This window comes from Nonomuraea sp. NPDC052116 (genome assembly GCF_040680035.1).
Lineage (GTDB): Bacteria > Actinomycetota > Actinomycetes > Streptosporangiales > Streptosporangiaceae > Nonomuraea > Nonomuraea angiospora_A.
In genome coordinates this window covers 357790-376543 of sequence record NZ_JBFAWA010000002.1, presented here as the reverse complement: position 1 = coordinate 376543, position 18754 = coordinate 357790, and the positions used below count along the sequence as shown (strand labels likewise).

Here is an 18754-nt window from a genome sequence, read left to right as displayed (position 1 = left end):
CGTGCTGGTCGTCAGTAGTCTTTGGTTGTCTCGCTCTCCAGGGTGGGTGCTGGTCGTCACGGGGGATTGCTGGTCTTGCCCTGCGGGGTGAGTCCCGGCCATCACTGGTGCTTGATCGCCTCGCCCTCCAGGGTGGATGCCGGGCATCTGAGGTGCTTGGTGGTCTCGCCCTCTAGCGATTTGGGGGACTTGGCGCCGCTGCCCCCCTGAGCGGCCGCAGTCGGTGTTGATGGTTCGGTGCCATCGCCGTTCCAGGTGGCCGCTGAGGGCTGAGGGGTTTGTTGCTCTCGCTGTCCATTGAGTGGGCGCAGGTGCTTTGGATGGTGTGGCGTCGTTCGCCGTTCTGGGTGGCTGCTGACGGCTGAGACATTCGCTGTCCCTGCTGTCCCTGTAGCCCCTTCTGTTTTCATTTGTCCCTGCTGTTCCGGCCGTCCTTGCCCCTCGTGAGTGCGGCTGGTGGCTTTGGCGCTGGTGGGCGCCCCAAGGGGTGGCAGGAACCTTGGCTGCGGAGGGTCGGCGGTGTTGTGAGCGGCCCGATTCGTTGGGCGTTGTTGGCTGTCGGAGATGGTTGAGCTGTTCTGGCGCTTTCGTGCGTGGCAGACCGATGGCGTGCTGGTCAGATCGGATGTTGAGGACGACTGGTCTTTCTCGCTTTGCCAGGAAGCGGGGAGCCCATGGATTCTGCCGGCGCCTCCGTGCACGGTGAACGGGCACGCTTGCTTGTCCTGTGGGTGCCACTGCGACGGTGTTGCGGCGTGTCCTTGGGAGACCGATGATGCGGCGGACGAGTTGCCAGGCGCGTCTGAGCCGAGAAGTGGCGCTCGGCCTGACGTGGTGATGGGGTGGTCGCATCAAAGGCCTCAGGGCGGACATCTCAGGCGTCCCTCCGGCTTACCAGCCACGCGGCCACTGCCAATGGGAACGCTGCGTACGCGATCAGCACTGCGGCGGCCGCTGCGGGAGATAGAAGGGAGCCGTATACCGATGTGGTGATCAGGTCGCCGGTGATCTCGCGGGGAAGTGCACCGATCATCACAGAGCCGAGGCGTTCGCTCCATGGCTCCGGGATGTTGCCGATGATTATGGGGATCACGTAGACGAGGCCGGCCAAGGTGGCGATCGAGGCGGCGGTCGAACGGAAGAGCGCGCCCAAGCCCAAGCCGAGCAACGCGAACGTAGGCACCGTGAGGCTGATGGCAGTGAGGAGTGGCAGTCGGTCCATGAAGGCGTCGGTGTACGCGCCGGAGAAGCGGTGGCCTATCACCCATCGGGTGACGAAGTAGGTGCCGAAGACCGTCACCAAGCCGATGATCAGGCCCAGCGTGCCGACGATGGCGGATTTGGCGAGGAGGACGGGCCAGCGGCGCGGGACGATGGTCAAGCTCGTTCTGATCAAGCCGGTCACGTATTCGGAAGTGATGGCAAGCGTGCCCAGGACGCCCATGCACAGTTGGGGCACGATCACGATCACCTCCTCCAGATCCGCGATCCGAGCGCCGGGTCGCCGGGTGGCGGGGGCGGTGTCGTACATGTTGGCGGCCATCATGGCGAGTGCGAACCCCAAGACAACCGTGCCTAGGCTGAGGCCGAGAATCAGGCGCGTGGAGCGGAGGGAACGTACCTTCAGCCATTCCGAGGTAAGAACGCTCATGCTTCCGTCCGCTTCGAGCTGAGGATGCCGATGGGGGTACCCATTCTTCGGATGAGTGTGGTCATGCGGGTGGGTCCGTTCGTGAGGGAAATGCTTCGTTACGCCTGTTCCTGAGGCAGGAGCGTTCGTTCGGCCTTGCGTTCCCAGGGCCATTGCCGTGGTGTGGGAACGTTCGGTCAGGTGACAGTGAGGAAGCTCGTGCAGCCGTCGTTATAGCGCCTACTGAGGACGCTTGAGCGAGAGCGTGCCGCCGCTCCTCAGGGAAACGCTCACGCAAGCGGCTCTTCCTGCTGCTGGGGGATGCTCATACAAGCGTCCCGTCGTAGGGCGAAAGCATGCTGTTGCCGCGGTTGGGCATTCATGGTCGTTGGTTCTTGGTGCGGGGATGCTCGAACGCTCGTGCGTCCTTCGGGCGAGAGCGTTCGTTTCACTGGCCGCTCATGTGGCGAGAGCGGGCTTTGGTGTCCTTGCTCCAGTGCTTAGAGCGGGCTTCGCTGTTCGCGCTCCAGCGGTGAGGGCGGCTTCGCAGCCCGCGCTTCCGTGGTGAGAGTACGTCTGTGGTGCTCGATCGTGGCGTAGCGGATGCTCGTGTCACTTCTGGCGCCGGATGCTCCTACGGGTATTTCAGTTCGCGTGGGAGCGCGCCTGTATGGGCGCTCGTTTCGGAGCTGATGGCGCTCTATCGGACCATGGCTTGTTTGTGTGGCGGCGTCTGTGGTGTTCGTTCTGGAAAAGGGGAGGGAGGACTCAGACGTCTCTTCGGTTGAGTTGGTAGTAGCCGATGGCGAGGGCGACGAGGGGATAGGCGAGGAGGGCGGCAAGTGCGGCCCAGGGAGGCAGGAGACCGTCGCCCAAGCGCGAGGAGAGGCGCTGGTCGGCTATTTGGGGGACGAGGTTCGGTAGGAGGAGCGTGGCCACGCGGGTGTTCCAGGGCGGCGGCAAGTAGTTGACGACACCTGGTAGCACGAACAGCAATGCCACGATCGAGACGATTGCTCCCGCTGTTGAGCGGATCGCGGTGCCGAGGCCGAGTCCTACCAGCGCCAGGGCGGTCACCGACAGGCCGGAAGTGAGCAGCATGGGCAGGTCGTCGGTGATCGAGGTGTTGTTGAAGCCCAGCTCGTGACCGCTCGCTATCAAGCGGCTCGCCGAATAGGTGACCAGGAGGACCGCGTTCGCGGCTGTCAACGTGGCCAGGCCGACGATGCCGGCCTTGGCCAGAAGTAATGTGCCGCGTCTCGGGACGGCGATCAGACTGGTGCTGATCGTCCCCGTGGCGTACTCGGAAGTGATCGCGAGCACGCCCAGCACCGCCAGACTGATCTGGACGAGCGGAAGGAAGCCCTGCTCTGGGGCCGCTGCCCGCAGCTCGCCCCGCTCGTCGGCCAGGCCGCTCACATAGAGCGTCCAGGCCACGCCCAGGAGCACTGTGAGGGCCGCCGTGCCCAGCGTCTGGTAGGTGGAGGTCACTGAGCGCAGCTTCAGCCATTCGGCGGAGAGGACCGCTTTCATCGGGATGCTCCGTACTGCACGCTTCCGGCGGTCAGGGCCATGTAGGCGTCTTCTAGCGAGGGGTAGCGCGCTGTCAGCTCCGCGACGGTGGCCTCGGCGATCAGCCTGCCACGGCCCACGATGATGATGCGTTCGGCGGTGAGGGCCATCTCGCTCATCAGATGGCTGGAGAGCAGGATCGTGCGACCTTCGGCAGCCAGAGAACGCATGAGGTCGCGGATCCAGCGCACGCCATCTGGATCCAGGCCGTTCACTGGCTCGTCGAACATCAACACGGCCGGATCGCCGAGCAGCGCCGACGCTATGCCGAGCCGCTGTTTCATGCCGAGTGAGAACCCGCCCACCCGTTTTCGGGCCACGCCTGCCAGGCCGACCTGGTCGAGCACCTCGGCCACGCGCGTAGGGCCGATGTCATTGGTGCGGGCCAGGGACAGCAGGTGATTGTAGGCGCTGCGACCGCCGTGGACGGCACCGGCATCGAGGAGAGCGCCCACCTCGTGCATCGGCTTGGCGATCGACGTGTATCGGCGCCCGTTGACCAGTGCTTGGCCGGAGGTCGGGGCGTCGAGGCCGAGGATCAGGCGCATCGTGGTGGACTTGCCCGCGCCGTTGGGGCCGAGGAAGCCGGTCACGTGACCCGGCTCGACCTTGAACGACAGGTCGTCCACGGCGAGGGTGCCGCCGTAGCGCTTCGTGAGGTGCTGGAGTTCGATCACGCGGTAAAGGATGCGGGACGGTGGGCCGCCCGCGCGTCGGACCACGGTTCGAATCTCAAGGTCAGACCCTGGGTTGACGTGAGGAGACCGTCGCAGCGGCTACCGTTCAACGCGTGGACGACACCCATCCCTTCTTCGCCAGGCGATTGAGCCGTGGCCAGCTGATCATGCTCGATCTGGCGGCGGGGATGTGCTTTGCCTTTGTCTCTTTCACGGTGGCGGTGAACGCCACCGCGCTGCCGCCCTGGATGAGGATCGCCATCCCTTTCTGGCTGGGGCTGCCGCTGGGGTTGCGAAGGCTGTGGCCCCTGCCCGTCTTCTGCTTCACGCTTGTGGTCGCCGTCTTCGCCGCGCTGGTCGACGCCGTGGGGTTCGCCTACCTCGCGCCTGCGTACGCGCTATATATAGTCGCCCTCTCCGACAGGTTCGGGGCCGTGGTCCCGACGTCGGCCATCGGCGGGTTGAGCCTGGTCACGGTTCTTGGCCTGGCTCTAGCAGGTGCGCCGCGTGACACCGCTCCGGGATGGCTGTTGAATCTCGACCAGCCACTCATGGGGATCGCAGCGCTGGGCGGCGCTTGGACGGTCGGCCGGGCCGTGCAGGAGCGCAGGCTCTACGCGGCCCGCGACGCTGAGCGGTTGGCGGCGCAGGCGGTGACGGAGGAGCGTTTACGGATCGCTCGCGAACTGCACGATGTGGTCACACACAGTGTGGGATTGATCGCCGTCAAGGCCGGCGTGGCCAATCACGTGATGGCGACCAGGCCGGACGAGGCGCATGACGCGCTGCGTGTGATCGAGACGGCCAGTCGGAGCGCGCTGGTTGAGATGCGCTATTTGCTCGGTGTGCTTCGATCTTCATCCAAGCCTGACCTTGTCCCCGCGCCTGGTCTGGCGGGGATCGAAGGGCTGGTGGCGCAGGCTCGGCTGGCCGGGGTCGAGGTCAGGCTCGAGGTACGGATCGGGAACGGCGATGGGGGCGGAGAAGGGGAGCCCGGCAGGCGAGGGCGGATGCCTGAGGGCGTGGGGCTGTCGGTTTATCGCATCGTGCAGGAAGCGCTGACGAATGTCATCAAACATGCCGCGCGCGCTCGCTGCCGGGTGTCCGTGGTCGCCGATGGCAAGAAAGTACGGATCGAGGTGGTGGATGACGGGACTGGCAGTCGTACGTCGTCTGCTGCCGGCACCGGGCATGGTCTGATCGGAATGCGGGAGCGGGTCATGATGTACGGCGGGACGTTCGAAGCCGGGCGCCTTTCTGGCCGAGGGTTTCGTGTTTTCGCCGAACTGCCTTATGAGGAGGTCTCGTGATCCGGGTCGTTATCGCCGACGATCAGGCGTTGCTCAGGGGAAGTTTTCGCGTGCTTGTGGACTCCGAGCCGGATCTGGCTGTTGTCGGTGAGGCGGCCACTGGGGTGGAGGCTGTTACTGTCGCTTTGGAGCTGCGGCCGGATGTCGTGCTTATGGACGTTCGAATGCCCGAAATGGATGGGATCGAGGCCGCTCGGCGCCTCCGGGATGTTTCCCGAGTGCTTGTCGTGACGATGTTCGACCTCGATTCTTATGTCTACGATGCGCTGAGGGCTGGGGCTAGCGGATTCCTGCTGAAGGACACGCCGCCTGCGGATTTGCTCGCCGCTATTCGCGTGGTCGCGAGCGGGGAAGCTTTGTTGGCGCCTACGGTTACGCGCAGGCTGATTGAGGAGTTCACGCGTACACCGGTTCTGCCTCGGGTGAAGGGGTTGGACGGGGTTACGGAGCGGGAGCGCGAGGTTCTGATGTTGATCGCGCGCGGCTTGTCCAATGGGGAGATCGCGGAATATCTTCAGGTGAGCTTGGCTACGGTGAAGACTCATATCACTCGGTTGCTGGCCAAGTTGGAGGCTCGGGATCGGGCGCAGCTTGTTATTGCGGCATATGAGAGTGGGCTCGTTTCCGCTGCGGGCTAAATTTGCGCGCGCCGGGGTCGAGTCACGGAGCTGATGTTGGAGCTGTCGGGGCTTGCTAGGGCGATATTAGCGGCCTTGTTTGAGGAATTGGCTGAGGTCTCGGGGGTCAGGGTCTCGGGTGACGTCTTAGCGAGATGCCGGGCGGTGGTGAGGGCCGGGCGGTGGTGGGATGCGGCGCGGTGGTGAGGGCCGGGCGGTGGTGAGGTTTTTCATCCTGGGTCTGTTCGAGGCAGTTGCTGGTCCTCAGCTGAGGCGCAGCTTCGACTTGAGTCATGCGTCGGCTTCCGATGTCGTCGACCGGCTGCCTGTGATCTTCGAGGACCATGACCTCGTCGGTCCGGCAGGCGACGCGCTTCAGAAGATGGCCCGCTCGATGCGGCAGAACGGCACTCGTAGCCGTCGGGCTCGTGCAGCCTTACAGCCGGGATCTCAGCACGTCGACCTCGCAGCCTGGTGAGAACGGGTCGAAGCCGTTCTCGACCAGCCAGCGGATCACCAGCAGGCTTCGCAGCGACCACCACGCGCGGATCACGTCGAGGTCGACGTCGGTGCCGTAGCCGGCGACGACGTCGCCAAGGTGCTCCTCGTGTCCGAGCGTCAAGGTGGCGAGGTCGAACAGGGCATCGCCCTGGCTCGCCTCGGACCAGTCGATCACGCCGGTGATCTCGTCACCGTCGACGAACATGTGGGTGATCTGCAGATCGCCGTGCGTGAATACCGGTGTCCACGGCCGGAGCGCAGCCTCGGCAACCTGGCGGTTGCGCGTGACCAGGTCGGTGGGAAGGACACTGTTCGTGACGAGCCATTCGCATTCGCTGTCGAGGTGCGATGCGATCTCGTCGAGGCTCCGACCGGGCCATGGCGGCAGTGGCGCGTCGTGCAGCATCCGTGCGGCGGCACCCGCCGCGGCCCACGCCGCCGGCGACGCGGTCGATGGCTCTCCGAGGCGGCCGAGTGCCGTGCCTGGGAGAGCGGCGAGCGCGAGCACGGGTGGTTTTCGCCACAGGACCTCCGGAGTCGGGATCGGCGCCATAGCCATCGCCTCGACCTCGACGTCAATGCGCGTCTGATCGGAGTCGATTTTCAGGAACACGTCACCGACGCGCAGGGTTGCGCGCTCGCGATGGGCGACGACGACCTCGACCTCGACCTCGACCTTTTCCACGTCGGCGATTATCGCGGGGATGACCATCGACGTCACCGGGTTTATCGCGTGCGACTGCGCGGCTGATCCACTCCGGCGTCGGCGGCGTGGGCCTGCCCGGCGGCCTTGTGCACGCCACCGACCGCTGACGGATCGAGCAGTGAGGTATTTCTCATCTGAAGGTGCAGGTCATGACCCGATTGCGGATCACCCGGCTTGATCACAAATAGCGAGCCCCTGGTAGATGGGTTGTCGACCAAGAGCAACACCGTTCCAGGAGCTTCGTGTGCTGTTCTACTGCGCCGCAGTATCGGTGTCATGCCGCTCCCTGGCGCACTTCGCCAGCATCATCGTCCGCCGCCACTGCACCGCCGGCGGCTCGCGATGGCGCAAGCTCACCTCTGGCCAGCAGGCATTACTGGTGCTGGCCCGCCTGTCCAACGGTGACACCTACGCCCAGGCCGGCTGCGACCACGCCAAGCTCCGCTGTCTCGACGAGCGCGCGAAAGGCCCAGGCTGTAGAAGCCGCGCGAAAGGCCCAGGCTGTAGAAGCATCGCTGTAGCCCGTTCAAGGCTGAGCATCTCTGCAAGGTCGTCGCCAGGCTTCACGATCGGTGCGTTGCCTGTGCCGTATTGGGACGAAAAGGGGTTGTTGGTGGATCTTTTGGTGTGGTTTTTCTCGGTGGTTGTAAGGCTTGGTGGGGTGTAACGGTGTGGGTTCTTGTGAGTTGGTCAGGTGGTTCTGGTGAGCCATTCGAGGTGGGCGCCGCCGAATGGGCCCTTTCTGTGGCCTACTGCGTCGAGTAGCCAGCGGGCAGCGGCTTCTGCCTGGGTGATGAGCTCGGGGGGATAGCCCAGGAGGACCTGATGTTCGGCGAACTCGTCTTCGTCGTCGAGGATGAGCCGGCCGTCTCGCATCCTGATCACGTCGAGATCGAGGTCGAGCATCGTCACCTCGCCGTCTCTCCACTCGGGGACGGTCGTGACGTCGACGTAGATCTCGCTTCGGTGGGGTGGTGCGTTGAAGGACGCAGTCCACCAGGCGTTTCGAGGGAACAGCATGATCGCAGTGGTCTCCCACGTGACCGGGGGGCCCTCGCCCTTGCGGGCGACCGTTCCGCCGGGGACTTCGGCCCAGACTCCGTGTTCGTCCTCGCCCAGCAGTTGGCCGGGGTGGTTCCAGTGCAGCGCTCCGCCGTACTTTCGGTACACAATTCGCACATTGGTCACGTATGGCAACTTATCTGCGGTGCGGGGGCTTCAGTGTTCAGGGCCCTGCGTATTGCGCAGGGCCCTGTTCGGTTCTCGGCGGGTGTTCGGGTGGCTGGGTTTGTCGTGTTAGGCGTGCTGGCGTAGAGCTTCTGTGATGGCGGCCAGGCGCTGTGGGGAGGCCAGACCGGCGTGGTACAGGTGGAACTCGGTCGCGCCTGCCTTGGCGTACGTACGGAGTTGGTCGGCCAGGGCCGCGGCGTCGGCCGGACGAGGGGGCAGGGCCAGGACGTAGGCACCGATTCGCTGGCCGGGGGTGGACAGGCCCTTGAGCTGGGCGAGGCGGGTGGCGTCCGTGGCGGGGTCGCCCCAGCAGTTGGCCACCAGCACGTCTGCTCCCGGTTCGCCTGACGGCAGTGGTGCGAAGGCGCCTGCTGCCCAGGGGTTCGGGTTGGCGTGCAGGGTGATGGGGGTGTTGGGGGCGGTGTTGCGGGCGATGGCGATCAGGCGGTGGCGGAGAGAGTCGGACAGGTCTACGCGAACGGCGCGTACCTCGTCGGTCAGCTCGCCGAGAGCCTGTTCGATCGTGAGGGGGTGAGTGCTGGGAGTCGTGGCGCCGACCGTGGTGCTGGTGCCGGCTGTTGTGGCGCTGGCCGTGGTGCTGCTGCCGGCTGTTGTGGTGCCGATCGTGGTGCTGCTGCCGATCGTGGTGCTGGTGGCGGCGGTGGTGGGGCCGGTCGTGGGGGCTGGGGTGGGTTGCGTGGGGTGGGTGCGGTCGATGGTGGCGCGGACTCTGTCTCGGGTGTCTGCGGGGTAGCGGTCGGCGCAGGCAGTGCAGAAGCACAGGGAGAGGAGGTCCGAGTCGGCGGGTGTCCAGTCCGCACCGGAGGTCTTCTCGTGGACGCTCTGGTGGCCGAAGCCCATGGGGCCGCAGGCCTCCAGGATGAGGCCGTCCGGCTCGCCCACCGTGAGGATCTCCTTGACCAGGAGCTCGCAGTACTCCAGGACGTCCTCGTGGGCGGGGCAGAGCGCGTACGGGTACGGGTCGCCGAAGGCGTTGCGTACGACCAGGTCGGGATTCGCGGTGCCCAGGTGGGAGTTGTGAGTCAGGACGGTCCAGGCGTGTACCTGGAGGCCGACCGCCTTCAGAGCGTCTCGGGCCTGGAGGTACGCGTCCTCCGGGGTCCAGGTGGGGGTCGCGGGGACCAGGCGGGACCAGGACGCCGGGCGGATCGGCAGGTAGAAGGCCGGATAGGGAACGTCGAGCACGCGATGGGACGGGTGGTAAGGCGTGGCCGCTCTCGTCGAGTGGTAGCTCGCTGCCAGAGCTACCGCCTCCACCCCGAGGCCGGCCAGGCGGTCGGGGGCGGAGGGGTCGCCGACGATGTCCCAGGGGTAGACGTAGGCCACGTTCACCAGCGCGGTCTCCTTGCGGAAAAGGTGGGCTCGAAGCGTTGCATGTAACTCGTGTCGTCGCGGGCGGAGATCCCGCACGTCTCGTACTGCTCGTTCATGACGGCCAGCGCGTCGCGGTCGAGCTCGACGCCGAGGCCGGGGCCGGTGGGCACGGGGACGGCGCCGTTCACGAAGCGCAGGACGCTGGGCGCGACCACGTCCTGGCCATCCTGCCAGGGGGTGTGCGTGTCGCACGCGAACGTGAGGTTCGGTGTGGCGGCGGCCAAATGGGTCATGGCGGCCAGGCTGATCCCGAGATGGGAGTTGGAGTGCATGGACAGCGCCAGGCCGAATGTGTCGCACAAGGTGGCGACATGCGCGGAACGTACGAGACCGCCCCAGTAGTGGTGGTCCAGGAGGAGCACGCCGATCGCGCGGGAGGCGATGGCGGGAGGGAGGTGTTCATGGGTGACCACGCACATGTTCGTGGCGAGCGGCATGGGGACGGCGGCGGCCACTTCCGCCATGCCGGCAATACCGGGAGTGGGGTCCTCCAGGTATTGGAGGGTGCCTTCCAGTTCCTGGCCCACGCGGATCGAGGTCTCGACCGTCCAGGCGGCGTTCGGGTCCAGGCGGAGGGGAACCCCAGGGAATGCCTCGTGAAGCGCGCGGGTTGCCGCTATTTCCTGGTCGGGAGGGAAAACGCCGCCTTTGAGCTTGATGGACTCGAAGCCATATTCCTTGATGAGGAGGGACGCTTGTTCAACGAGACCCGATTCGTCCAAGGCTGCGCCGAACCGGTCGGGGTCCTGGCCGGGGTGGCCCGCCCACTTGTAGAAGAGGTACGCGCTGTACGGCACCGCATCCCGGACACGGCCGCCCAACAGATCGCTCACCGGGACACCGGCCGCCTTGCCCCGGATGTCGAGGCAAGCCACCTCGAAGGGGGAGAAGACCCGGTCGATGCTCTTCTCCTTGGTGGCGGCACCGGTCAGTCCGTGCAGGTCGGTCACCGTGTGGCCGACGATCGCGCTGATCCGGGCGTACATCGTGTTCGTGGCGTGCACGTCGAGGCCGATCAGGGCCTGCGCGCACTCGCGTACCTTGCCCAGGTGCCCGAGGTCCCCATAGGTCTCCCCCAACCCGGTCAGGCCCTCATCGGTGACGACCTCGACAATGGTACGGAGGGCCCACGGTTCGTGGACTCCGGCGGCGTTCAGAAGCGGCGGATCCCGGAAGGCGACAGGGGTGACGTGGATCTGTCTGATGATCATTTAGACCGCCGTCCAGATATGTGAACAATAGCCAGATTTGTGGACAAGTTGCCGCAACTGTAAGAATCAAGCTGAAGAAGTGTCAAGCTCGGAAGGGCCTTTCGATGATCTACGGACACGACCCCAGGACCGGCGGGACCGTTGGCGCCGCACTGCCGGAGACCGACAGTGCCGGGGTCGACTTGATCGTTTCCGCCGCGGCCGCCGCCGGCGCTGCCTGGCGGGCGACTCCGGCGGCTGAGCGGGCGCTCGCGCTCGAGGCCGTCGCCGACGCGCTCACCGCGCACGTGGACGAGCTGTGGCAGCTCGCCGACCAGGAGACCGCGCTCGGCGAGGTACGGCTGCGCGGCGAGGTCGCGCGTACCGCGGGACAGTTCCGGCTCTTCGCCCAGGTCCTCAGGGACGGCGGTTACGTCGAGGCCATCATCGATCATGCGGATGCCTCGCTCGCGCCGCCCCGGCCCGACGTACGGCGGATGAAGCACGCGCTGCCGGGCGTCGTCGCCGTGTTCGCGGCCAGCAACTTCCCGTTCGCGTTCTCGGTGGCCGGTGGTGACACGGCGTCCGCGCTGGCAGCGGGATGTCCGGTGGTCGTCAAGGCGCACCCCGGGCACCCGAACACCTCCGAGCGGGTGGCGAAGATCGTTCGTGGCGCGCTCCCGTACCCCGATCTGCTGGGTCTGGTGCAGGGCATGCAGGCGGGGATCGATCTCGTGCAGCACCCCGGGGTGGTCGCGGCCGGGTTCACCGGGTCCGTGGCCGGGGGCAAGGCGATCCAGCGCCTGATCGACGAGCGGGAGGTGCCGATCCCGTTCTATGGCGAGCTGGGCAGCGTCAACCCCGTCGTCGTGCTGCCCTCCGCGCCGGCCAAGGACGTGGCCACGGGGTTCGCCGGGTCGCTGACGCTGGGGGTCGGGCAGTTCTGCACGAACCCCGGGCTCATGTTCGTGCCCGAGGGTGACGAGCTGCGCAAGGCCCTGGCCGAGGCGGTCGAGGGGACCAGCGGTGGCCCCATGCTGGCCGAGCGGATCAGGGACGGGTACGTCGGCGGTGTCGAGCGGCTGGGCGAGCTGCAGCTGCTGGCCGAGGGCAAGCCTGGGGAGGGGAGCTGGGCGGTCACGCCCAAGGTGTTCACCGCCGATCTCGACACGTTCGAGGAGAAGCTGCCGCGGATCGCCGAGGAGTGCTTCGGGCCGGCGTCGATCGTGGTGACGTATCGGGAAATTTCCGATTTGGGGCCCGTGCTTGAGCGGCTGGAAGGGTCGCTGACCGCGACCGTCCACGGCACCGATCCCGAGGAGGCCGGCGAGGTCGTCGAGGTGCTCGGGAGGAAGGCCGGCCGGCTCATCTGGAACGGGTGGCCGACCGGGGTGGCCGTGTGCTGGGCGATGCAGCACGGCGGTCCTTGGCCTGCCGCGACCACGACGTCCACCTCCGTCGGGGCGACGGCGATCGATCGGTGGCTGGCGCCCACGGCGTACCAGGACTGGCCGGAGGCGCTGCTGCCGGACGAGCTCAAGGACGACAACCCGCTGTCCGTTCCGCGGAGGGTTGACGGTCGTCTGGAGGTGTGAGCGGGTCACTCCCGAAATGGGGGTGATGGTGGTCGCGCACTGACGGGGCTCGTGGCGATGGTTTCGTGCGGCTGACTGGCCGGCTGTGAGGCCGGCTGGTCGGTCGCGGGCCGAGGGAGCGGCCATGGGCGATGGCGCGGCAATGGCGACGGCGTGGCAATGGGGCTGGGTCCGATGCCTGGGGGTGGGGGTCGGCTGTCGGCTTCGGGGTGAGGTCGGGGGTGGGATCGGGTGCTGGCCCTGGGTGGGCTTGAGCCTCGGTTTTGGGGCGAGGGTCAGGCGCTGGCTTGGGGTGGAGGGCCGGGCGCGCGCTGCGTCCCCGCCACCGCAGTCAGGGTCCTGCGCAATGCCCAGCGCTTCATCGACAAGCACCTGCGCAACCTGCGCCAAGACCCGCCGAGCTCGTGGCCGGACTTCCCGCCGGCAGCCATTCTGAACCTGGCCGAGCTGCCGCCCTTCGACGTCAGCTGAGGCTGAATCGACCGGCTATGGCCAGGCCGGTGGTGATGATGCGTTCCAGAGAGGCCGTGTGCTCAGGGGTGGGGTCCAGCAGGGGCGGGCGTACGCCTCCGACCTCCGCACCCCGCAACCGCGCCCCCGCCTTCACCAGCGAGACCGCGTAGCCGGGTACGAGATCGCGGAGCTCCACCAGCGGGAGGTAGAAGTCGGTCAGCAGCCGCTGCGTCAGCACCTCGTCCCCGCCCGTCACCGCCTTGTAGAACGCCAGGGAGATCTCGGGCGCGAAGGCGAACACCGCGCTCGAGTACAGGTTCACGCCGAGGCCGCGGTAGGCGGGGACGGTCAGTTCGGCGGTGGGGAGGCCGTTGAAGAAGGTGAAGTCCTTGCCGGTGGACCGGCGGACGGTGAGGATGATCCGTTGCAGCAGGTCGAAGTCGCCCAGGCCGTCCTTGAAGCCGATGATGTTGGGCAGCTCGGCGAGTTCGGCGACGGCTGAGGGGGTGAAGCGGGCGGTGCCGCGCTGGTAGATGATGATCGGCAGGTCGACGGTCGCGGCCACCTCGCGTACGTAGCGCACCAGGCCCGCGGGCGGGCCGCTGACCAGGTACGGCGGCATGAGCAGCAGCCCGTCGGCGCCCTGGGCGGCGGCCGCGCGGGCGATGGCCCTGGCGGCGGGCAGCGGGCCGCCGGCGCCGGCGAAGACGGGGACGCGGCCCGCGGTGGAGGCGACGGCGACGCCCACCACCCGGGTGTACTCGTCGAGGTCGAGGGCGTTGAACTCACCGGTGCCGCACGCGGCGAACACTCCTCCCGCTCCCGCCGCGACGCCGTCGGCGACGTGCCGGGCCAGCGCGGGTTCGGCGAGGTCGCCATCGGCTTCGAAGGGGGTCACCGGGAAGAAGAGAACACCATCCAGCCGCATCGACGGTCCTTTCTAGCGGATGCCCTCCCTGCGCAGAGTGGCAGCCAGCTTGCGGGTGTGTTTGATCGCCGCCTCGGTGATCCGCTCGACCTCGGCGGGCGCCAGCCTCGCGGGCATCGAGCAGCTGATCGCGTCGGTGGCCGGGATGCGGTAGTCGACCGCGACGGCCACGCAGGCCAGGCCGGGGGTGCCCTGCTCGCGTTCGTACGCCCAGCCGCGGGTGCGGACCTGGTCGAGCTCGCCGGTCAGTTTGTTCAGGTCGGTGATGGTGCGGTCGGTGAGCGAGGACAGCGGGTCGGGCAGGATGGCCATGACCTCGTCGTCGGTGAGCTGGGCGAGCAGCACCTGGCCGAGCGCGGTGACGTGGGCGGGCAGGCGCCGGCCCACCCTGGGGATCACGTGGTCGGCCTCGCGTGACTCGCGGGTGGCCAGGTAGAGCACGTGCGCGCCGTCCCGGCGGGCGAAATGGGCGGTCTGGCCGATCTCTGCCCGCAGGTCCTCCAAGGTCTCCTGCGCGAACGGCAGCGCGGGATCCTTGTCGAGGTACGCGGTGCCGGTGAGCAGCGCGTGCGGCCCGATCCCGAACGCGGACCTGGCCGAGTCGGTCTCGACCCAGTTGAGCTCGACCAGCGTCCGCATGAGGGCGTGGAGGCTGCTGCGCGGGAACCCGGTGCGCTGCTGGAGCTCCGACAGCGTCAGGCTGTCGTGCGAATCGGCCAGGGCCTCCAGGATGCGCACCGTCCGCTCCGCGGACTTGACCAGCTGAGGCTCCATACTCCATCCCCTCTACTGCTGCGGGTTGACATCCAGGATATGGGATAGCGTCCAGATACATGGACACTTAACCCTTGATGGCACCGCTTGTCAGACCGCGCATGAACTGCCGCTGGAAGGCCAGGAACGCGATGATCGACGGCAGCAGCGCCAGCAGCGAGGCGGCCAGCAGCACGCCGATCCCCACCTCCTCGTCGGAGCGGAGCGAACGCAGCGCGATGGGCAGCGTCCACATGCTCGACTCGGGCGCGACGATCAGGGGCAGCAGGTACTGGTCCCAGATCATCGTGAAGCCGAACACCCCGATCACGCCGAGCGCGGGACGGCACAGCGGCAGGATGATGGTGGCGAAGATCCGCATTTCCCCCGCGCCGTCGATGCGCGCGGCCTCCTCCAGCTCGACCGGCACCTCCTTCATGAACTCGGTCATGACCAGGATGGAGAAGCCCCAGGCGCCGACCGGCAGGATCATGCCCGCGTACGTGCCGATGAGGTTCACGTGCAGCAGTGGCATGTCGGCCAGGACCAGCGAGAGGGGGATCGCGATGATCTCCTCGGGGAGCATCATCGTGGTGAGCATGAGCAGCAGGACGAACGTCATGCCGCGGAACTTCTTGCGGGCCAGCGAGTACGCGGCGAAGACGCTCACCAGCATCTGCAGCAGCAGGCCGAAGCCCACGACGATGAAGGAGTTCAGCAGGTAGAGGTAGACGTTCTTCTCCTTGGCCTGGACGAAGTTCTCCAGCGTGAACTCGTCCGGCCACAGGGAGAAGGAGGTGGGGTCGAGCGTCTTGCTGAAGGCGCTGACGAGCAGTCCGACCAGCGGCCCGGTGAAAACCACCACCATAAAGCCATAAATCAGGATCTTTCCGCCGACGGCCAGAGGTCCCTTGCGCGACTCCAGCCCCAGCGCGCTGTCGAACCTCATGTCGCCTGCCTCCTGCGCAACATCTGCGCGACCAGGGTGAGCACCAGCGTGGCCAGGAACAGCACGATCCCGCCCGCCGAGGCCACGCCCAGGTCGTTCTTCTGGAACCCGAGCTTGTAGATCAGCGTCATCAGCACCTCGGACGACCCGTTCGGACCGCCGTTCGTCAGGACGTACACCTCGACGAAGACCCGCAGCCCGCGGATGGCGGCCAGCGTGAACAGGATCCAGAACACCGGCCGCAGGGCGGGCAGCGTGATGTGCCGCAGCCGGTGCCAGGTGGAGGCGCCGTCGACGGCCGCGGCCTCGTAGAGCGTGCGGTCGACGCCGACCAGCCCGGCCAGGAAGATCATCATGTCGTACGGGGTGCCGCGCCAGATGCTCATCAGCATGATCGACCACAGGGAGGAGTGCTCGCTGGCCAGCCACGGCTGGGGATCGATGCCGGCCCAGCCGATGATGACGTTCAGCATCCCGCTGTCGGCCGGGTGGAACATGATCCGCCAGACCTCGGCCACGGCCGCCATCGTGGTGACGACGGGCAGGAACGCCGCGGTGCGCACGAACCACAGGTAGCGCGCCGGCCCCTCGATAAGCAGCGCGAACCCCAGACCCAGGACGAGCGAGCCGACCGTGGTGCCCAGCGCCAGCAGGATGCTGTGCCAGATGGCCGCGGCGAAGTCGGCGTCGCTGATGATCGTCTGGTAGTTCTGCAGGCCCAGCCACTCGTCACCGAGGAACGTCTGGACCTTGAAGAAGCTCTTCCACAGGCCCACGAACATCGGGATGAACTTGAAGTACAGGAACAGCAGCAGCGCGGGCGCCAGGAACAGCCAGGTGATCAGCGGCCCCCGCCACCGCACCCGCTTGGTGCGGCGGTGGGGGGTCGCCGGACGGCTGCGCGCCTCGGTCAGTGTCGAGGTCATGACGCTTTCTGGCTCTGGAGTTCCTGGGTGAGTTTGGTGTTCAGCTGGTCCATGGCCGCCTTGACGTTGGAGGAGCAGTCGGCCCAGACGGCGTTGATGGAGTCGGCCGAGTCCTGGCGGATGGGCGCCCAGTTCGGCACGGGCGGGGCGTAGACGGCGTTCGCGTACGCGTCCTGGAACACCTTCCAGCGCGGATCCTGCCGCTCGGCGGCCATGTCGACCTGGGTGTTGACGGGCAGGCGGACGATGGCGCCGTTGGCGTCCTTGTTCATGCCGATCCGCTGGCCGTCAGGGGAGATCGCGAACTCGGCGAACTTCTTCTGCGCGTCCTGCTGGTCGGAGCCGGCCATCAGGTAGACGTTCTCGCCCTCGCCGAGGGTGCCGGGACCGCCGGACGGGCCCTTGGGCAGGGGCAGAACCTCGATCTTGTCGGTGCCGACGCTCTTGACGAACCTGGCCAGCACGTACGGACCGACCAGGTAGATGCCGCCCTGGCCCTTCTCGAACACCTCGTGCGTGACGGTCGTGTCGTTGCTCACGGCGCCGGGGTTGACGGTCTTGGTCTTGCAGAACTGGTCCTGCAGGTACTGGACGGCCTCGACGGTCTTGGGGTCGCTGACCGTGGACTGGAAGTGGCCGCCACCGGTGCTCTTGATGAAGTCTCCGCCGTTGGCGTAGATGAGGGACGAGGCGTACCAGGAGGCGTAGCCGCGTTTGGTGCCCGCCGGGATGACGAAGCCGGCCGTGTCGGCCTGGCCGTTGCCGTCGGGGTCCTTCTCGGTGAACGCCTGCGCCAGCTTGGCCAGGTCGTCCCAGGTCTTCGGCGGCTCCATGCCGACCTTCTCGCGCCAGTCCTTCCGTACGATCAGCGCGAAGGCCTGGGCGGAGAACGGGGCGGCGTAGAACTTGCCGTCGCTGCCCGTCGCGGCCACCCACGCGCGGTCGGACAGCTTGTCGCCGCCGGCCAGCGTGGCCTTGTCGATCTCGCGCAGCCAGCCCTGCGAGTGCATGTTTCCGAGCTGGGCGGTGTCGTTGATCACAATGTCGGGAAGCTTCTTCTGGGCGGCCTGCTGGTTCAGCTTGGTCTCGAAGTCGTCGAATAGCGCGACGACTTTCGTCTTCACCCCGCTGGCCTTCGTGAATGCGTCGGCGAGTTTCACCGCCGTCTTGGCGGAGTCCGAATCGGGCGCCTGCCTGATCCAGATCTCCAGAGCGTTGTCTGAGCTTGATCCCCCGGAACCGCAGCCTGTCAGCGTTACGGCCAGGGTCGCTGTCATCGCGACCCCGAGCAGACGACGTGACATCAGACCGCCTCCCGTTCACATACGTGGACATGAGTCGTGGACTTGAACTCGTGGCTGTGAACGTAACTAGTTGCATGGTTCACGGTCAATATTCAAGGATGTGAATTTCGGCCAGAATCGTGTACACCATGAGACATGCGCATTCTTATGACCGGAGCTGCTGGAAAGGTTGGCACGCTGCTCCGCCCACGGCTCGCCCGTGACGGCCGCACCCTGCGGCTTTCCGACCTTCACCCGATCGAGCCGGGCCCCGGCGAGGAGTGGGTGACGGCCGACCTCGCCGACCCGGCCGCGGTGGCCGAGGCGATGAAGGGCGTGGACGCGGTGATTCACCTTGGCGGCCAGAGCCGGGAACATCCCTGGGCGGACATCGTGCAGGCCAACATCAACGGCACGCAAGTGCTGTTGGAGGCGGCGCGCGAGGAGGGCGTCCAGCAGTTGGTGCTCATGGGCAGCCACCACGCGGCCGGTTACCACACCCGCCCCGCTGACGGCTCCCATTTGCCCGACTACGCCTTTCCCCGGCCTGACACCTTCTACGGAGTGAGCAAGGTCGTCATGGAGGCGCTCGGGAGCCTGTACCACGACCGGTTCGGCATGAACGTCACCGTGGTCCGGCTCGGCACCTGCAACGAGGCCTCCGGCGACACGCGCGGGCTGGCCACGTGGATCTCGCCTGACGACCTGACCCGGCTGGTCGAGGCGGCGCTGACCGCGCCCGGGTACCACGTGGTCTGGGGGGTCTCGGACAACGCGCGGCGGTGGTGGTCACTGGAGGAGGCCAAGGCCATCGGGTACGAGTCCCGCGACTCCTCCGACTCCCAGGCGGCGGCGCTCATCGCCGAGCTGGGGGAGCCGGATCTTTCTGAGCCGCTCCACAACCGCGCCGGAGGGGTGTTCACCCTCAACGAGCTGGGGGGTCGCTGGTAACCCTGGTTGATCGGCGGCCGCTGCCGTATCGGGACGGCCGACATCGCATGGGGTGGAGAGCGGAGTGGTCGGCAACCGGTTGCAAGAA

At 66.9% G+C, this 18754-nt stretch carries 17 protein-coding genes and 1 pseudogene; 6 read left to right on the top strand and 12 right to left on the bottom strand.

Annotated features, from left to right (window positions below; translation table 11 throughout):
• Positions 1-874: 874 nt before the first annotated feature.
• The 3 genes and pseudogenes from AB0L65_RS04600 to AB0L65_RS04590 all read right to left on the bottom strand — a co-directional run.
• Positions 875-1651, bottom strand: coding sequence for an ABC transporter permease subunit (locus AB0L65_RS04600; protein WP_364240229.1), 777 nt, complete (start codon positions 1649-1651; stop codon positions 875-877).
• 747 nt (positions 1652-2398) lie between these two features.
• Entirely contained in the window at positions 2399-3163 is a 765-nt protein-coding gene (locus AB0L65_RS04595) for an ABC transporter permease subunit (RefSeq protein WP_364240227.1), read from the bottom strand.
• A gap of 77 nt (positions 3164-3240) precedes the next feature.
• A pseudogene (locus AB0L65_RS04590) lies at positions 3241-3879 on the bottom strand (ATP-binding cassette domain-containing protein); the annotation flags it as partial.
• 113 nt (positions 3880-3992) lie between these two features.
• Here AB0L65_RS04590 and AB0L65_RS04585 point away from each other — a divergent pair.
• Together AB0L65_RS04585 and AB0L65_RS04580 are read left to right on the top strand one after the other, a co-directional pair.
• Positions 3993-5189 carry a histidine kinase gene (locus AB0L65_RS04585; protein ID WP_364240225.1) on the top strand — a complete coding sequence of 399 codons (1197 nt, stop codon included), beginning with the start codon at positions 3993-3995 and terminating at the stop codon, positions 5187-5189.
• Positions 5186-5827 (top strand): response regulator transcription factor, encoded by a 642-nt coding sequence (locus tag AB0L65_RS04580; protein WP_364240223.1) that lies wholly within the window; start codon positions 5186-5188, stop codon positions 5825-5827. Before AB0L65_RS04585 ends, AB0L65_RS04580 begins: the two co-directional genes overlap by 4 nt.
• Positions 5828-6242: 415 nt before the next feature.
• On the opposite strand, the gene AB0L65_RS04575 is transcribed toward AB0L65_RS04580, so the two are convergent.
• Entirely contained in the window at positions 6243-7019 is a 777-nt protein-coding gene (locus AB0L65_RS04575; RefSeq protein ID WP_364240576.1) for a phosphotransferase, read from the bottom strand.
• Between the two features lie 238 nt (positions 7020-7257).
• On the opposite strand from AB0L65_RS04575, the gene AB0L65_RS04570 reads away from it, so the two are divergent.
• Entirely contained in the window at positions 7258-7680 is a 423-nt protein-coding gene (locus tag AB0L65_RS04570) for a hypothetical protein (protein ID WP_364240221.1), read from the top strand.
• A 23-nt stretch (positions 7681-7703) separates the two neighbouring features.
• Here AB0L65_RS04570 and AB0L65_RS04565 read toward each other — a convergent pair whose 3' ends face one another.
• From AB0L65_RS04565 to AB0L65_RS04555, 3 genes are all read right to left on the bottom strand, one after another.
• Positions 7704-8201 (bottom strand): DUF402 domain-containing protein, encoded by a 498-nt coding sequence (locus tag AB0L65_RS04565; protein ID WP_364240573.1) that lies wholly within the window; start codon positions 8199-8201, stop codon positions 7704-7706.
• Positions 8202-8309: 108 nt separating this feature from the next.
• Complete coding sequence (locus AB0L65_RS04560) at positions 8310-9596, bottom strand: hypothetical protein (protein ID WP_364240220.1); 1287 nt, start codon at positions 9594-9596, stop codon at positions 8310-8312.
• Positions 9593-10849: a glucarate dehydratase family protein gene (locus AB0L65_RS04555; RefSeq protein WP_364240218.1), complete on the bottom strand. Its 1257-nt coding sequence runs from the start codon at positions 10847-10849 to the stop codon at positions 9593-9595. The genes AB0L65_RS04560 and AB0L65_RS04555 overlap by 4 nt, the downstream gene beginning before the upstream one ends.
• Before the next feature lie 104 nt (positions 10850-10953).
• Between AB0L65_RS04555 and AB0L65_RS04550 the strand changes: the two genes are divergently transcribed.
• Positions 10954-12423 carry an aldehyde dehydrogenase (NADP(+)) gene (locus AB0L65_RS04550; RefSeq protein ID WP_364240217.1) on the top strand — a complete coding sequence of 490 codons (1470 nt, stop codon included), beginning with the start codon at positions 10954-10956 and terminating at the stop codon, positions 12421-12423.
• 231 nt (positions 12424-12654) lie between these two features.
• Positions 12655-12894: a hypothetical protein gene (locus tag AB0L65_RS04545; RefSeq protein ID WP_364240215.1), complete on the top strand. Its 240-nt coding sequence runs from the start codon at positions 12655-12657 to the stop codon at positions 12892-12894.
• Here the strand turns inward: AB0L65_RS04545 and AB0L65_RS04540 are convergent.
• The 5 genes from AB0L65_RS04540 to AB0L65_RS04520 all read right to left on the bottom strand — a co-directional run bounded on the left by AB0L65_RS04540 (position 12887) and on the right by AB0L65_RS04520 (position 17736).
• Positions 12887-13804, bottom strand: a complete 918-nt coding sequence (locus AB0L65_RS04540) for a 5-dehydro-4-deoxyglucarate dehydratase (RefSeq protein ID WP_364240214.1) — start codon at positions 13802-13804, stop codon at positions 12887-12889. The two genes, AB0L65_RS04545 and AB0L65_RS04540, sit on opposite strands and share 8 nt — an antisense overlap.
• 12 nt (positions 13805-13816) lie before the next feature.
• Entirely contained in the window at positions 13817-14578 is a 762-nt protein-coding gene (locus AB0L65_RS04535; RefSeq protein ID WP_350724718.1) for an IclR family transcriptional regulator, read from the bottom strand.
• A 67-nt stretch (positions 14579-14645) separates the two neighbouring features.
• The gene (locus AB0L65_RS04530) at positions 14646-15506 is read right to left on the bottom strand and encodes a carbohydrate ABC transporter permease (protein ID WP_364240212.1); all 861 of its coding nucleotides are present in this window, start codon (positions 15504-15506) and stop codon (positions 14646-14648) included.
• A complete protein-coding gene (locus tag AB0L65_RS04525; protein ID WP_364240211.1) occupies positions 15503-16432 on the bottom strand; it encodes a sugar ABC transporter permease in 930 nt (309 codons plus the stop codon). The genes AB0L65_RS04530 and AB0L65_RS04525 overlap by 4 nt, the downstream gene beginning before the upstream one ends.
• Complete coding sequence (locus AB0L65_RS04520; protein WP_350724723.1) at positions 16429-17736, bottom strand: sugar ABC transporter substrate-binding protein; 1308 nt, start codon at positions 17734-17736, stop codon at positions 16429-16431. Before AB0L65_RS04520 ends, AB0L65_RS04525 begins: the two co-directional genes overlap by 4 nt.
• Before the next feature lie 135 nt (positions 17737-17871).
• Here AB0L65_RS04520 and AB0L65_RS04515 point away from each other — a divergent pair, with 135 nt between their 5' ends.
• Positions 17872-18666 (top strand): NAD(P)-dependent oxidoreductase, encoded by a 795-nt coding sequence (locus AB0L65_RS04515; protein ID WP_364240209.1) that lies wholly within the window; start codon positions 17872-17874, stop codon positions 18664-18666.
• The last annotated feature ends 88 nt before the right edge of the window (positions 18667-18754 follow it).

Excerpts from the sequence above, each read along its gene's own strand:
- AB0L65_RS04595 (WP_364240227.1), bottom strand. The coding sequence starts at position 3,163 with ATGAAAGCGGTCCTCTCCGCCGAATGGCTGAAGCTGCGCTCAGTGACC.
- AB0L65_RS04555 (WP_364240218.1), bottom strand. The coding sequence starts at position 10,849 with ATGATCATCAGACAGATCCACGTCACCCCTGTCGCCTTCCGGGATCCG.
- AB0L65_RS04540 (WP_364240214.1), bottom strand. The coding sequence starts at position 13,804 with ATGCGGCTGGATGGTGTTCTCTTCTTCCCGGTGACCCCCTTCGAAGCC.
- AB0L65_RS04535 (WP_350724718.1), bottom strand. The coding sequence starts at position 14,578 with ATGGAGCCTCAGCTGGTCAAGTCCGCGGAGCGGACGGTGCGCATCCTG.
- AB0L65_RS04575 (WP_364240576.1), bottom strand. The coding sequence starts at position 7,019 with ATGGTCATCCCCGCGATAATCGCCGACGTGGAAAAGGTCGAGGTCGAG.
- AB0L65_RS04600 (WP_364240229.1), bottom strand. The coding sequence starts at position 1,651 with ATGAGCGTTCTTACCTCGGAATGGCTGAAGGTACGTTCCCTCCGCTCC.
- AB0L65_RS04525 (WP_364240211.1), bottom strand. The coding sequence starts at position 16,432 with ATGACCTCGACACTGACCGAGGCGCGCAGCCGTCCGGCGACCCCCCAC.
- AB0L65_RS04550 (WP_364240217.1), top strand. The coding sequence starts at position 10,954 with ATGATCTACGGACACGACCCCAGGACCGGCGGGACCGTTGGCGCCGCA.
- AB0L65_RS04530 (WP_364240212.1), bottom strand. The coding sequence starts at position 15,506 with ATGAGGTTCGACAGCGCGCTGGGGCTGGAGTCGCGCAAGGGACCTCTG.
- AB0L65_RS04520 (WP_350724723.1), bottom strand. The coding sequence starts at position 17,736 with ATGTCACGTCGTCTGCTCGGGGTCGCGATGACAGCGACCCTGGCCGTA.
- AB0L65_RS04515 (WP_364240209.1), top strand. The coding sequence starts at position 17,872 with ATGCGCATTCTTATGACCGGAGCTGCTGGAAAGGTTGGCACGCTGCTC.